Below are 15118 nucleotides of genomic sequence, written 5' to 3'. Positions count from 1 at the left end.
CAAAATGAAGTTAGGAGCTTACCCATATGTCCCATGTTGTTTTACTTATCAGCCCTGAACAAATAAAGGCGATGAAGTCCCACTATTCTTCATCCTTGGCCGCCAAGCTGCCGCCCGGGAGCATCTTTTCCGCCAAACCGCCGCTATGTACGGTGACAGCCTATAAATCTGGAAAGGTGCTTTTCCAGGGTAAAAATGCCGAACTAGAAGCGGTAAAATGGCAAAAGGGCACCACTGCTGCTGCGCCAAAGAAAAAAACGGCATCCTCTGCATCAGTCAATGTCCATCGGTATTCGCCGCCTGCAAATATCGGGACCATGTCTGTAATTGGATCCGATGAGGTCGGAACAGGAGACTATTTCGGCCCGATCACCGTCGTAGCCGTCTATGCAAAAAAAGAGCAACTAGCCCTATTAAAGGAGCTTGGTGTCCAGGATTCCAAAAATCTCAAAGATCCACAGATCATCGAAATTGCCAAACAGATTAAGGATGTAGTGCCATTCAGCCTGCTTACATGCGACAACCCGAAATATAATGCGCTTCAGGCAAAGGGAATGTCACAAGGAAAAATGAAGGCACTCCTCCATAACCAAGCAATCAAGAATCTCATGCAAAAGATCCACCCGGAGCAAGCGGAAGCGGTCCTTATTGATCAATTCGCTCAACCAGAGGTATTTTTCAATTACCTAAAAGGGCAAGAACTATTTCAAGCTAACGCCACCTATCTATGCACAAAAGCGGAAGGCATACACCTTGGAGTAGCAGCCGCATCCATCCTGGCCCGATATGCTTTCGTGAAACGCTTCGACTTGCTGAGTGAAAAGGCCGGATTCAAAATCCCTAAAGGAGCCGGATTTGCAGTAGATGAAGCGGCCGCAAGATTGATTCACGAAAAAGGAATCGATTCATTACACGAATTCACGAAAACCCACTTCGCCAATACAGAAAAAGCAAAGCGACTATATCAACAGAAATATCATAAGTAGAAGAAAGCGGCTGATCTTTTGGAAAAGCCGCCTTTTTCTCGTGAGTTTACGCCGTTTACTCGTGAATTTGCGTTTTACTCGTGAGTTCGCATCATTTACTCGTGAATTTGCGTTTTACTCGTGAGTTCGCATCATTTACTCGTGAACTCTCGCCTTTTACTCGTGTATTTACGCTATTTACTCGTGAATTCTCGCTTTTTTCTCGTGAGTTTGCGCTTTTTACTCGTGGGTTTGCATCTTTTACTCGTGAATTTGCGCTATTTACTCGTGAATTCTCGCCTTTTACTCGTGAATTTATGCTATTTACTCGTGAATTCTCGCCTTTACTCGTGAGTTTGCGTTTTACTCGTGAGTTCGCATCATTTACTCGTGAATTTTCTCCATTTACTCGTAAAATCCAAAAAGACAGCTCCCCAGGATTCAGGGAGCTGTCTTTTTGGTTTTATCCTCTTAGCTCTGCGCCGGCTTTTTCTTTAACGGCTTCAAGCACTTTATCATGTGCTTTTGTAATGTCCTCGTCCGTCAGTGTACGTTCCGGGTCGAAGTATTTCAGTGAGTAGGCAATGGATTTCTTGCCTTCCTCCATTCTTTCACCTTCGTATAAGTCGAAGATGCTTACTTCTTTCAGCAGTTTACCACCGGCTTCTTCAATAATATCCTGAATGTCCCCGGCTTTCGTAGCTTGATCCACAACGAGTGCGATATCGCGTGTGGTTGATGGATAGCGCGGAATGGTTTGGTACGCAATCGGCGCGACTTCGGCTTCAGCCAATGCTTTTAAGGAAAGTTCGAAAATGTATGTTTCTTTAATATCCAAGTCTTTTTGGACAGTTGGGTGCACTTGGCCGATAAAGCCAATCACTTCACCATTCAATCGTACTTCCGCTGTCCGTCCTGGATGCATGTCGTTGATTTCCGCTTGGCGATAGCTAATTTGATCAGCTAATCCAAGTGTGTCGAATAATGCTTCGATCACGCCTTTGGCTACAAAGAAATCCACTGGTTTCTTTTCACCTTGCCATAGATGTGACTCCCATAGGCCTGTGATTGCTCCAGCAATATGTTCTTTTTCTTCAGGCAGCTCTTGTTCGTCACGCTTAAAGAATACAGAACCGATTTCATACAGTGCCAGTGAATCAATTTGTCGGGCATTGTTATATTTCACGACTTCCAGCAATTGAGGCACGATGCTTAAACGCAGCTGGCTCCGTTCTTCACTCATTGGCATGGCTAATCGTATGGATTCTCTTGCTTCCAGTGCAAATTGGGACGCTTTTTCCTGGCTTGTCAGTGAATAGGTCACCGCTTGATAAAGGCCTGCGCCTTCAAGTGTACGGCGTGCCTTCCGCCGTTTAATTTGATAGTCTGTCAATTGGCCTGGAGTAGCAGCACCAATCGGCAATGTAGCCGGAATGTTATCATATCCAAATAAACGTGCAGCCTCTTCGACTAAATCAGCTTCAATCGTAATATCACCACGGCGCGTCGGTACTGTGATTGTAAATGTTTCATTGTCAAGTTCAACGCCAAATTGCAGACGTTTAAAAATCGATTCCACAACTGATACGGTCATGCTTGTTCCAAGAAGTGTGTTGATTTTTTCAAGAGTGATGCTAATGACCGCAGGTTCCATAGTCAATTCATCGACTTCTGCTGCTCCTTGTAAAACTGTTCCGCCTGCATATTGTGCAATCAATTGTGCAGCACGTTCACCAGCTTCACGTACACGGGCCGGGTCAACACCTTTTTCAAAGCGGGCACTAGCTTCACTGCGTAATCCATGGTCCTTTGAAGCTTTACGAACTACTGTACCTGCAAAATATGCACTTTCAATAATGATGTTCGTCGTATCATTTTTCACTTCGGAATCCGCTCCGCCCATCACACCAGCTATCGCTACAGGCTCGCTGCCATTTGTGATCACTAAATGGTCAGGTGTCAAAGTGCGTTCCGCTTCATCCAATGTTACGATTTTTTCTGCATCCTTCGCTCTTCGGATGACGATTTCCTTTGAACCAAAGCGATCATAATCAAAGGCATGGAGCGGTTGGCCGTATTCAAGTAAAATGTAGTTCGTGATATCCACCACATTATTATGAGGTCGGATACCTGCAGACATCAACCTAGTCTGCATCCAAAGCGGTGAGGGTCCGACCTTGACATCCTTGATGATTTTAGCCATGTATATCGGGTTATCGTCTTTCGCTTCAACTTTGACACTGATATAATCCGTTGCTTTTTCAGCTGCCTCTTCTTTCTCTACAACCGGCCATTTCACTTCCCGGCCTAGAATGGCTCCCACTTCGTATGCAACACCAAGCATGCTCAATGCGTCGGAACGGTTTGGAGTCAGTCCAAGTTCCAGCACTTCATCACTTAAACCAAGTTCCTCCAATGCATCTTTCCCTACTTCCACATCATTAGGGAAGACGAAGATACCTGTAGCATAATCCTTGGAAACGAGCTTGGATTCGAAGCCCAATTCCTGAAGCGAGCAAATCATCCCGTGCGATTCCTCTCCGCGAAGTTTCGCTTTCTTGATTTTGAAATTACCTGGAAGGACTGCGCCAACAGTAGCGACTGCGACTTTTTGGCCTTTATCGACATTCGGTGCTCCACAGATGATTTGTACGGGATTTTCGGCCCCGATATCAACTTGGCATTTATTCAATTTATCCGCATTTGGATGCTGTTCACGTTCAATGACATGCCCGATGACGACCCCTTTTAGCCCTTCACTTTTCTTTTCCACCCCTTCAACCTCAATGCCGCTTTTCGTGATTTTGTCAGCTAGCTCCGTCGCATTGATGCCTGAAAGGTCAACATAATCTTGTAACCATTTATATGACACAAACATGGTAGGTCCTCCTTTTCAAAATAAAAAATTTATGCTTCGTGATGGTTGAATTGTTTTAAGAATCGAACATCATTCGTATAGAAATGACGGATATCATCCACGCCATACTTCAACATGGCAATCCGTTCCACACCGATTCCAAATGCGAATCCTGAATATTTCTTGGAATCGAAGCCAGCCATTTCAAGGACGTTCGGATGAACGATCCCGCCGCCAAGCACTTCGATCCAGCCTGTTTGTTTACAAACGCTGCAGCCTTTACCGCCGCAGATTTTACAAGAAATATCCACTTCGACGGAAGGCTCCGTAAATGGGAAGAAACTAGGACGAAGACGGATTTCACGGTCTTGCCCGAATACTTTTTTCGCAAATACGTCCAGTGTTCCTTTCAGGTCGCTCATGCTGATGTTCTCATCGATGACCAAGCCCTCAATTTGCTGGAATTGATGGGAGTGTGTCGCATCATCGTTATCACGGCGATATACTTTTCCTGGGCAAATGATTTTAACAGGACCTTGACCTTTATGTTTTTCCATCGTTCTGGCTTGAACAGGTGAAGTGTGCGTACGCATCAGGATTTCATCCGTTATGTAGAACGAATCCTGCATATCACGTGCCGGATGGCTTTTTGGCAAGTTAAGTGCCTCGAAGTTGTAGTAGTCGCTTTCGACTTCAGGACCTTCCGCAACGGTATAACCCATCCCGATGAATAAGTCTTCGATTTCTTCCACAACACGTGTTAAAGGGTGTAGGTTCCCCTTGTTAACCGGACGTCCAGGAAGTGTGACGTCAATCGTTTCAGTTGCTAGCTTTGCATTGACTGCCGCCGTTTCAAGTGCTTTTTGTTTCTCCTCGATCTTTGTTGCGATCGCTTCCCGTACATCATTGGCTAGTGCCCCGATTTTCGGGCGTTCTTCGGCAGATAATTTACCCATGCCGCGCAATACCTCAGTGATTGGCCCTTTTTTCCCTAAATAAGCAACACGGACTTCATTCAGTTCTTTCAATTCGGAAGCGGCGGCAACTTTTTGCAACGCTTCTTCCTGCAGTTCTAGTAAACGTTCCTGCATCATGTCTTCCTCCTTTATTTTCCTTTTGTAAAAATGAACACAAAAAAACCCCGATCCCTAAAGGGACGAGGTTTATGTATCGCGGTACCACCCTTATTAGTGCATAAACAAAAAAACTTCTGCACTCACTTCATTAAAAATAACGGCTCTTCACCGGAACATTTTTCAGACATCCTGTCTTCCCAATGCCAACTCGAAAGGTGAATTCACTTAAGCAGTGCCATAAAAATGCTTTCAGTCAAGGCATTTTCTCCCTGGATATGGTTAACTTAACCTACTACTCTTTGTCATCGTCGTTTCATTATAAAATTCTGTTTTATTATATTATAATTCTTCGGCCGTTTCAAATCGATTTTCGTAAATGGTACATTAAAATCCCGGCAGCGATCCCCACATTCAATGATTCACTTTTTCCGTAGATGGGAATATAAAGGTTTTTAGTCGTTTTCTCCAGTAATTCCTTCGATACCCCTTGGCCCTCATTACCGACCAGCAGGGCAAATCGGGAAGACTTTTCCACTTCTTCAAATGGCGATGCACCTTCTAATGCCGTGCCATAAACCGGTATGCCGCCTTGCTTCAGCTCATCGATGATTTCAGAAAGGTTCCCTTTAATGACTGGCATATGAAAGAGGCTCCCTTGCGTCGAACGGACCACTTTGGGATTATACAAGTCAGCACACCCTTCGCCAAGTATGACCGCATCGATTCCAGCTGCATCCGCTGTCCTGATCATCGTTCCAATATTCCCCGGATCTTGGACGGCATCGATCAGCAAAAGTTTATCCGGATTGATGGAAGCCATGCTCGTTGATTTCTGTTCACAAACAGCAGCAATTCCCTGCGGGGCTTCGGTATCACAAATCGCCTTCATAATATCATTTTTCACATAAATGAGTTCTGTGCCTTCCACCTTAAAATGGGCAGGCATTTCAGTTTCTTCATTGATGATCACTTCCAAGACGATTTCTTCTTTTAAGGCTTCTTCAACTAGGTGAAAACCCTCGACTAAATATTTACCTGTTTTTTCTCGTTCTTTTTTCGTCAAAAGTTTTTTCCATTGCTTAACTTGCGGGTTTTTTACGGATTCGATATATTTCAAGGGTAAACGCTCCTTTAACTTCACACTGATTTTCCTATTATAACGCAATTCACATACATATTGCATGCGAGTTTGTGAAATGCTATTAATGTCAGTCATTATGTGTTAGAGGAGGAATAATTATGAATTTAAACTTACGTAATGCGATCATCCAAAATGTATCTGGAAATTCGCAAGAGCAGCTGGAAGACACGATTGTCGATGCCATACAAAATGGCGAGGAAAAAATGCTACCTGGATTGGGAGTATTATTCGAGGTCATCTGGCAAAATTCATCCGAGCAGGAAAAACAGGAAATGATCACTGCTCTTGAATCAGGATTAAAAAAATAACAGCCTTCAGTGGCTGTTATTTTTTTGATTTCGCTTCAAGCCTTCAGTTCTTCAATGGAGACTTCTTCATCAAGCAGCAAGATGAATTTTTTTGCGCTCACTTCTTCAAGCATCGCTTTTGTCTCATCATAAGAGTAGCCGTATTTCGTGAAAAAGCTGCGTAAATCTCCAGATCCTTCATCTGTGAAGTAGTGGAAAATTTTCAAGAAAAGAGTGTCCTCCTTATCCTGATTGGCAATGATTAGGATATCCGTATGTTCATTTCCAAGCTGCACATAATTTTTTATATCAGCTGCCACTGTCATTTGGGTGCCAGATACGCCTTTAGCTTTTAAGTCTTGAATTGCAGCAAGTAGTTCCGGATTAGAGTCAAAAACACCATATACGTTTTTTTCCATGTTTCTCCCTCTCCTTGTTACTCTACTAAAAATAAAATTCCTTAGTCATTATACCTTGCGGCTTTAACAATAAACAAGCAAATAGTATAGCGGAGATTCCTATCTAATGAACGGGGAAACCCTTTGCCTAAAGCCAGACACTTGCTTTTGGCGGGGATTCAGGGTGCTTCCTCGGTTTGCGCCTGTGGGGTCTCCCTTGGACGCGCCTTTCCCGCAAGAGTCCCGCACACCTGCTCCCAATCAACTGGATTGAAATCAAATCGGAGGAGTATAAGATGTTGTTTTGGGTCAGGTGATTCGGGAACATAATTTGATGAAAGAAATATTTCCAAACCCTCTTTATCCACAAACTGAAGAACAGCCTTGTGCAGGCTGTTCTTTTTGCGTATTAAAGATTGTCGGTATTAATTCGATTTTTGATGTATTCTTCTTGCAAGCCTTCCTCTTGCTGTCCGCTCACATTCGGGCTCAGAGTCTGATCCAGTGATCCTTGAGCATCGAGGGCTTTGTCAGTACCGGCAGAAAATGGGTCTGCATGAGGGTCACTTGCCAGTGTTCCTTCATGATTCACTGGTTTTTGCTTCTTAAATTTTTCTGTGGAGTTCCCCCGGATTTCCCTTTCTTGAGCTCGCTTCGTACCCAGCTCTTCATTTTCAAAGATGTTAGCAGAATTCCCATGAAGTTCTTCGCTTCTGCCTGGCTGTGCTTCCACTTCCCCTGTTTGATAGGCATTCGCTGTTGTTTCAGGAAAAAGGTTAGGGTCCGGATTGTTCACCACACCTGTTTTAAGCGGATTCACTAAAGGTTCGTCCGTATCTTCGATGCGATTGGAAGTTATGTTATCTCGTGCTGATACGGTTTCCGATTCATCTATAAGAATCAGGAATTTTCCAGCCTCCACTTCATTTATATAAGCAGTGGCTTCACTATCGGCAAGCCCTAACTCACCTAGTCGGTTCCTTATATCTTCAGAACCCTCGTTCAGGAAAAAGTGTTTCATCTTATCAATGAAAGAATCCTCATTAGACTTAGTAACGACGTCGACATCCAGATCATGCTTTTCATTGACGAGATCCAAATCTTCTTTCCTATCAGCTATTACCGTTATTTCTCCTTCATGGACCCCCTTTTCCTTGAGGGATTGTATAGCCTGGATTATTTCTCTTTCCGTATTAAAAACACCATATAATGTTTTTCCCATGCTTCTTCCTCCTCCTCTTATTCCGATATTTCTTCTTATGTGTATTTATACCCTGATGGGTGCTAATTAAACAAAAAGGTTTGCCTTCCCTAGCCTCGAACCTTTAATAAGTCTTTAAAATCAAAAAGGAGCCTGCAGTTTTATAAACTGCAGGCCATTTCCTTCACTCTTAGAAGCGGTCGGTTCTACGTTCAGTTGCCTTTTTCTCATTTACGATCGATTCATCTGTACTATCAAGCTGAATATCTTCCTTTTTAAGAGTATCCTGAACTTGTTCCGTTTCTTGGACAGCATGTTTCTTGATGACAATTTCATCAGTGACGACCGGTTTTTTCGAAACTTCCAATTTTTCTTCAACAACAGGGATCCGTATAGTTTCCCCATCTTCAATGCTCCCAGTTTCCAGATTCGCTTCACGTCCTGAAACTGATCGATGCTCGACTGTCACTTCTTCGTGTTCAACAGGGACATTAATTGTTTTATGCTGTTCATTGACTTCTTTGTTAATGACGACTTCACCTGTCTGAACTCTTTCTTTGTCAATGTTCAGCTGTTCTTCCCGAAGTGTAAGCGTCCTTTCATCCTCTGGCAATTCACGGCCGTGTCCATTGACTCCATAAACATCTTCTTTATTTAATGCATCAGTTTTTTCAGTGCCGTTATATAGTTGGTTGGTGGAGTTAGTATCAAGCCTTGTACCGGCAGTGTCCATTCTTCCGGTCGTGAATTTATCTTTTGCTGTTCCAAGGTGGCCTTCACCTTCTTCAACCAGAACCAGGACTTTTCCGTTTTCTACATCAAAGACATGTTCAGCCGCTTCACTATTCGAAAGGCCTGCATTTGCCAATCTTGTTGAAAGATCTGCCGTATCTTCCGGCATGAAGAAACGTGCCACCTTGTCCATAAACGATTCGTCGTTAGGAACATTCGTCATTGTGTGAACATCCGTTTCGCGTTGAGTGTTCGTGAAATCCAATGTTTCTTCCTTGTCCGCAACGACCGTGATATCGTCCCCTTCAAAGCCCTTTGCCTTAAGTGCATTAATTGCTTGGATCACTTCTGCATTTGATTCATATACTCCATATACTGTTTTATTCATTTTACATTCCTCCTTAGGTTTTGTTGTTTCGTTTAGTGGATGCTATATATAAACAATACCCGCCATGTTCCTAAGTAAACGAGGAATTCATATTTCATTTTTGTTATATCATTTACAATTCGTTCTCAGCACAGAACGTATTTTTATCTAAAGTCCAGACTTTACAAGGGTTTCCTCATTTATTAAATTGTAATGTTTAACCAAATAATCCCATTTATTTTCCACTCGCATTCTTTTTCTTCTATTATAAAGCCACAGCCTTTAATAGCAGGTCCGCAATATGCACCGCTTTCGTACATTCCCCCAAGTTTTCCCTCTCGATACCCAATTGCATTTGCAACAGACAGCCAGGGTTTGCCGTGACAACAATATCGGCCTGTGTCGATTTCGTGTGCTCCATTTTAGAGTCAAGAATATTCATGGACATCTCTGATTCAATAATATTATAGATCCCAGCGGAGCCGCAGCACCGATCCGCATCCTTCATTTCCCTAAAATCGATTCCATCTATCGATTGAAGGAGAATTCGCGGAGCCAAGGAGGTGTTCATCACATTCCGTAAATGGCAGGAATCCTGAAAAGTTACGGATTGAGCTGGCAGTTTCAGGAGAAATTTCTCCTGAAAACGCAAATCAACGAGAATCTCGCTGATATCTTTCAACTTATTTTTAAATGCGATTGCACGGTCGAGCCATTCCGGTTCAGCTTGGAGCAGATGGTCATAATCTATGAGAAAAGCGCCGCAGCCGCCGGCATTCGTAATAATATAATCAACTTCCTCCGCTTCAAAAGCTTCTATATTACGCTTGGCCAGCTGCTTTGCACCTTCTTTTTCGCCACTGTGCCCATGCAGCGCCCCGCAACATGCCTGGGATTTCGGAATTACGATTTCACATCCGGCCAGCTGAAGAAGCTTTAGTGTCGCCTTGTTCGTTTCCAAAAACATCGTATCCATCAAGCAGCCAGAAAAGAAAGCCACCTTTTTGAGCGGCGTTCCGATTGCAGGCAGCTCGGTTGGCCTATTTTTCATTTCTGATTTTTTCGGGACTTTCGGCAGCACTTTTTCCATGGTTTCCAAATTATCCGGAAGCAGCTTGAGGACTCCCGTTTTTCGGGCCATGTATTGCAGTCCTGATTTCTGATAGAAGCCAAGCAAACTTGTCATCGCCTGCATTCGCTCCTGGTGCGGGAATAATCCGCTAAAAACGGCCTTGCGGATCGTTTTTACAGGGTAACTGTGTTTTTTATTCTGATGGATGATATCCCTTGCTTCTTCAAGAAGATGTCCATATTTCACACCTGAAGGACAAACAGGCTCACAAGCCCTGCAGCCGAGGCAAAGACTCAACGAGCGTTCTACATCCTCATCAGGCTCAATCACACCATCGGCCACCGCTTTCATAAGTGCAATCCGGCCCCTTGGTGAATGGGATTCCTTCAGCCCCGATTCTATGTATGTCGGGCAATGGGGTAAGCAAAAGCCGCAGCGCATGCAATTCAGCAATTCATCTTCATTCATTTTTTCCGCGAATTGAATGGCAATGGTTTCCCTTTCCTGAACTGTCGTCATGAAGTAACCACCACCCTTTTCCTGGTCTCCTTGGCAAATACTTTGCCTGGATTCATGATGTTAGTGGGATCGAAAGCTTGTTTAATCGCCCTCATGGCATCAATCCCTTCTTTGTTCAGCTTCCATTCAAGATACGGGGCCTTCATCGCCCCTACACCATGTTCACCGGTAATCGTTCCGCCAAGGTCGATAGCCGCGGCAAAAATGTCAGCAAAAGCGAGCTCCACCCTCTCCATTTCCTCATGATCACGAGCGTCGGTAATGCATGTTGGATGCAGGTTCCCATCCCCAGCATGACCGAAAGTGCAAATGTCCACGTTATGCTTGACAGCGATCTCATTAATCGCTTTAACCATTTTGGCAATCTCCGACCGCGGAACGGTGGCATCTTCCAAAATGGTCGTCGGTTTGAGGCGTGCCAGTGCAGAGAGGGCTGTCCGTCTTGCGGTTTTCAAGGCGACAGCGTCAGATTCCGTTTCGGCAATTTCCACGGAAACCGCCTTTTCCTCTAGACAGATATCGGCCATCCTTTTCATATCACGTTCCACCACTTCAGGCGGACCATCCTGTTCAATCAGCAGGACGGCTTCCACATTGGTGGGCAAACCGATTTTCGCGAAGTCCTCAACAACGATTAAAGTCGGCCGATCCAGAAATTCCAATGTAACAGGAATGATCTTATTTGAAATGATCTTGGCCACTGACTGGGCTGCAGCATCCAGATCTTGGTATAAAGCAAGCATCGTCTTTGTCGTTTCTGGCATGGGGATCAGCTTTAGGATCGCTTCCGTAACGATTCCCAAGGTCCCTTCAGATCCGACAAATAGTTTCGTTAAATCATATCCGGCTACGTCTTTGGCAAGCTTGCCCCCTGTTCGAATGATGTCTCCATTTGGAAGGACCACTTCAAGCCCGATGACATAATCACGGGTGACTCCGTACTTTAATCCTCGGAGTCCACCAGAATTCTCATTAATATTGCCGCCAATCGTGGAGATCTTCATCGAACTTGGATCCGGCGGATAAAACAATCCCTTTTCTTCAACTGCTGAAATCAAGTCCAATGTGATGAGCCCAGGCTGTACGGTCGCCGTTAAGTTCTCTTCATCTATTTCAAGTAATGAATTCATCCGATTGAATAAAAGGACAAGCCCCCCCTCTGTCGGGCAAGTGCCGCCGCTTAAATTCGTCCCAGACCCGCGTGGAATGATCGGAACATTAAATTCGCTGCAAACTTTGACGATGGCTGCGACTTCAGCTGTGCTGCCCGGTTTAATGACAGCATCCGGCATCGCTTGAAAGCCTGGCGTTGCATCATATGAATAGACTAGACATTCCACTTTCGAGTCATCGTAATTCTCCTGACCGACGATGGTAAGAAGTAGCTGCTTAACCTGCTTTGTTAACATGTACATCCTCCTCTTATAAACATAGGGAATTCGAGATTTTTTATATGATGTAAGTATAAGAAAAAAAACCTTGGTCTTCTATGTATGAACATATAAAATTCAGAGATTTTCAGAGGATTTATTTGTATGTTCATCCAATACACTTACTGCTAGATACATAGTGACTAAATCATCTAGCTTCCTAGGATTCAGCCGGGTCAAATCCTCTATGCGCTTGAGCCTGTAATGGAGGGTATTGATATGGATATGCAGGGCTCTAGCGGTCTCCTTCAAAGATAGATCACATGCAAAATACATGGAAAGGGTTTTAAGCAGCTCCTCATTAGGAAGAAGCCCCTGAATCGTCCGGGATAAATATTCCTGTCTTGTTTCAGCGGTAACTTCATCAAGCAGGACCTCAAGCTTCAAGTCCTCGTCAAAAATGATCCCCGATGAAGGAAACGCGATTTTCAAGGAACGTTCCGCTTTAAAAAACGCTGACCTGAAAGCGGATCCCGATGCACGCGAACTAACACCTGCACACACTTTATAACCCGAACTCTCTTCCAACTTTTTTTGCAGTTTACTTAATTTCTTAAATTGCTGGTTTTTTGAACCGATGAAATCAGCTATTGAAAGAATGACGAATTGGTTCCTCCCCCAACGGACTGCGATGTCATTGGGATGCTGCTGTCTTATGTATATCTGAAGCGTTCTCCATACATGCGGTTCAATGATTTCCTCAGTCTTAAATTCACCAAGGGTGATGATCCGGTCTGCATGGACATCGACCCCAAGCAACTTGGCCTTCTGAAGGAAATGCTCATTGAACGTCTGCATCTGATGCCATTCAAATACAAAGAATTCCATCAGACGTGATTGGGATTCTGCTTGTTCGATATGATAACTTTCCTGAATGAACATCTCCGTCATCTTTTTTAATAGTTCCGCATAAGGAGAAACATGTTTGGGGTCACCTGTAATTCCAATGACACAAACGGCTTCCTGGTTGAAGAAAATAGGCAGGTTTATACCTGCCTTCACTCCTTTCCAACTTCGTTCATCCTGTTTGTTGATGATTAATTTCTCACGATTGTTGAAAGCGTGGATGGCTCCTTCATGATAAGATCCAATACGGCTGTTGTCGGTGCTGGCGATAATCGTGCCAGCATGATCAATAATGATGATTTCCTCTTCAATCAGTTTCCGGACCTCATGAACCAATTTTCCTGCCACAGCTGCCAATTGCATGATATTTCCTCCTTTTTTGTATGGGCTTGATAAATATTTCGAGGCTCCCCTATGAAAGGAGAGCCTCATTCTACTTATGGAATCATCCAGGAAAGGACGCCATTTTGCAAGAAGGTAATCACACAAACAAGCAGCAATAAGAAAAGACTATGTTTGAGCGTGAATCTCAATAATTCTGATTCCCTGCCCGCCAATCCAACAGCAGCACATGCAATCGCTATCGATTGGGGTGAAATCATCTTTCCGGTGACCCCTCCAGAAGAGTTCGCCGCCAGTGCCAGGACCGGTTCCATCCCAACTTTAAGAGCGGTCACTTTCTGCAGACTGCCAAATAAGAGGTTGGCAGATGTATCCGATCCGGTAATGAACACACCCAGCCAACCGAGAACCGGTGCGAAGAACGGGAATAAATCACCCGATTTTGCAAGGGTCATCCCTAATGTTGTCGACATGCCTGAAGCATTCGTTACATAGGCAAAGGCCACCACGGTAGAAATCATCAAGATCGGTTTTGCCAACTCTTTCATCGCTTCAACAAAGGTGCGATAAAAGTCTTTTGCAGACATGTGTGCGATGAACTTCGTTACGATCGCAGCCAGTAAAATGGCCGTCCCGGCTGCTCCGAGCAGTTCTATTTTATAGAAAGCCGCAATCGGCAATCCATTGCTTCCGATTATCTCATTATGCAGGCCTGGGACTTCGATTTGGAAGGTTAATAGCTTCCCGATTTCATTGATTGCGCCAAGCAGCACATTGTTGCCTTCATAATGTCCGGAGAGTGCTGGCTTTATAGGGTTCATCCCCCATATTGTTATGAATAGCGTTAACAGAAGGAATGGTGACCAAGCATGGAATATCTGCCATTTCGTGTATTTTGTTTCCGCTTCGGCTGTATATAAAGGTTCGACAGTGGCTGCCGTTTCCTCGGATGCAAAGCGAAAGATCGTTTTAGGTTTCCAAAATTTAAGGAAGATCGCCAATGCAAATAGTGACACTAACGCGGAAAGGATGTCCGGTAATTCTGGCCCAAGAAAATTTGAACTTAAGTACTGTGTGATGGCAAAGGAAAATCCGGAAACCAAAATGGCCGGCAAGACTTCAAGCGACCTTTTCCACCCAGTCATTATTAAAATGAGATATAGCGGAATGAAAGCCGAAAGGAATGGCAATTGGCGGCCGACCATTTTTGAAATCTCCATGGCGGCTATGCCAGTTGGGCCTTCCATGGCGATGATCGGTATTCCAACCGCCCCGAATGCTACCGGAGCGGTATTCGCAATCAAACAAATTCCAGCTGCATATAGCGGGTTAAATCCAAGACCGACCAAAAGCGCGGCTGAAATGGCAACCGGTGCCCCAAATCCCGCCGCACCTTCTAAAAAGGCCCCGAAAGAAAATGCTACCAATAATGCCTGGAGGCGGCGGTCTTCGGTAAGCGAAAGCACCGAAGAACGAATGATATTGAATTGTCCGCTTTTAACAGTCATTTTGTACAAAAATACAGAAGTGATGATTATCCACCCGATTGGGAGCAGCCCATATACGGCTCCTTGTGAAGCAGACATCACTGCTTTTCCTGCAGGCATTCCATATATCAATACAGCCACTGCGAGAGCTACAAGCAACGTGGTTATACCTGCCATGTAACCTTTCATACGTTTGATGGTAAGCGCCCAGAAAAAGTAAAGAATTGGAATGAGTGCGGCAAGAGATGATAAAACTAAATTATCGGTGATCGGCGTAAAGTTTTGTGTCCATGTCATTCATTTCGACTCCATTTTCTATAGATTTTTTAAAAAATTCAGAAATCAACCATTATTTGAAACCCCTTACATATTCGAAAATTCTAAGTCATCAGATGACT

General features: G+C 44.1%; 12 protein-coding genes and 1 other annotated feature. Of the genes, 2 read left to right on the top strand and 10 right to left on the bottom strand.

Features of this window, described 5'->3' with window-relative positions:
- The first annotated feature begins 26 nt into the window (after positions 1–26).
- A complete protein-coding gene (gene rnhC, locus MPH60_RS03375) occupies positions 27–986 on the top strand; it encodes a ribonuclease HIII (protein WP_241594795.1) in 960 nt (319 codons plus the stop codon).
- A 442-nt stretch (positions 987–1428) separates the two neighbouring features.
- Here the strand turns inward: rnhC and pheT are convergent, their stop codons facing one another.
- The 3 genes from pheT to MPH60_RS03360 all read right to left on the bottom strand — a co-directional run bounded on the left by pheT (position 1429) and on the right by MPH60_RS03360 (position 6015).
- The gene (gene pheT / locus MPH60_RS03370; protein WP_241594796.1) at positions 1429–3843 is read right to left on the bottom strand and encodes a phenylalanine--tRNA ligase subunit beta; all 2415 of its coding nucleotides are present in this window, start codon (positions 3841–3843) and stop codon (positions 1429–1431) included.
- A gap of 29 nt (positions 3844–3872) precedes the next feature.
- Positions 3873–4913 (bottom strand): phenylalanine--tRNA ligase subunit alpha, encoded by a 1041-nt coding sequence (gene pheS, locus MPH60_RS03365; RefSeq protein WP_098370018.1) that lies wholly within the window; start codon positions 4911–4913, stop codon positions 3873–3875.
- Positions 4914–4971: 58 nt separating this feature from the next.
- Positions 4972–5213: a binding site (T-box leader), on the bottom strand.
- A 43-nt stretch (positions 5214–5256) separates the two neighbouring features.
- The gene (locus MPH60_RS03360; RefSeq protein ID WP_241594797.1) at positions 5257–6015 is read right to left on the bottom strand and encodes a TrmH family RNA methyltransferase; all 759 of its coding nucleotides are present in this window, start codon (positions 6013–6015) and stop codon (positions 5257–5259) included.
- A 122-nt stretch (positions 6016–6137) separates the two neighbouring features.
- Here MPH60_RS03360 and sspI point away from each other — a divergent pair, with 122 nt between their 5' ends.
- Positions 6138–6347, top strand: a complete 210-nt coding sequence (gene sspI / locus MPH60_RS03355) for a small acid-soluble spore protein SspI (RefSeq protein ID WP_076364828.1) — start codon at positions 6138–6140, stop codon at positions 6345–6347.
- A gap of 35 nt (positions 6348–6382) precedes the next feature.
- On the opposite strand, the gene MPH60_RS03350 is transcribed toward sspI, so the two are convergent.
- The 7 genes from MPH60_RS03350 to MPH60_RS03320 form a co-directional block, all read right to left on the bottom strand.
- Positions 6383–6745: a general stress protein gene (locus MPH60_RS03350; RefSeq protein WP_241594798.1), complete on the bottom strand. Its 363-nt coding sequence runs from the start codon at positions 6743–6745 to the stop codon at positions 6383–6385.
- Between the two features lie 388 nt (positions 6746–7133).
- Positions 7134–7946: a general stress protein gene (locus MPH60_RS03345; protein WP_241594799.1), complete on the bottom strand. Its 813-nt coding sequence runs from the start codon at positions 7944–7946 to the stop codon at positions 7134–7136.
- Between the two features lie 169 nt (positions 7947–8115).
- On the bottom strand, positions 8116–9045 hold the full coding sequence (locus MPH60_RS03340; RefSeq protein WP_241594800.1) for a YsnF/AvaK domain-containing protein: 930 nt from the start codon (positions 9043–9045) through the stop codon (positions 8116–8118).
- 244 nt (positions 9046–9289) lie between these two features.
- Positions 9290–10615, bottom strand: coding sequence for a (Fe-S)-binding protein (locus tag MPH60_RS03335; protein ID WP_241594406.1), 1326 nt, complete (start codon positions 10613–10615; stop codon positions 9290–9292).
- On the bottom strand, positions 10612–12024 hold the full coding sequence (gene glcD, locus MPH60_RS03330; protein ID WP_241594405.1) for a glycolate oxidase subunit GlcD: 1413 nt from the start codon (positions 12022–12024) through the stop codon (positions 10612–10614). Before glcD ends, MPH60_RS03335 begins: the two co-directional genes overlap by 4 nt.
- Before the next feature lie 99 nt (positions 12025–12123).
- The gene (locus MPH60_RS03325; protein WP_241594404.1) at positions 12124–13254 is read right to left on the bottom strand and encodes a PucR family transcriptional regulator; all 1131 of its coding nucleotides are present in this window, start codon (positions 13252–13254) and stop codon (positions 12124–12126) included.
- Between the two features lie 74 nt (positions 13255–13328).
- Positions 13329–15017, bottom strand: coding sequence for an L-lactate permease (locus tag MPH60_RS03320; RefSeq protein ID WP_241594403.1), 1689 nt, complete (start codon positions 15015–15017; stop codon positions 13329–13331).
- Positions 15018–15118: the final 101 nt, after the last annotated feature.

Origin of the sequence: Peribacillus sp. Aquil_B1 (assembly GCF_022603275.1) — a bacterium.
In the GTDB taxonomy this organism is placed as follows: Bacteria; Bacillota; Bacilli; order Bacillales; family DSM-1321; genus Peribacillus.
Note: the sequence above shows the minus strand (reverse complement) of the source record. Positions and strands in the feature narration are given on the sequence as shown.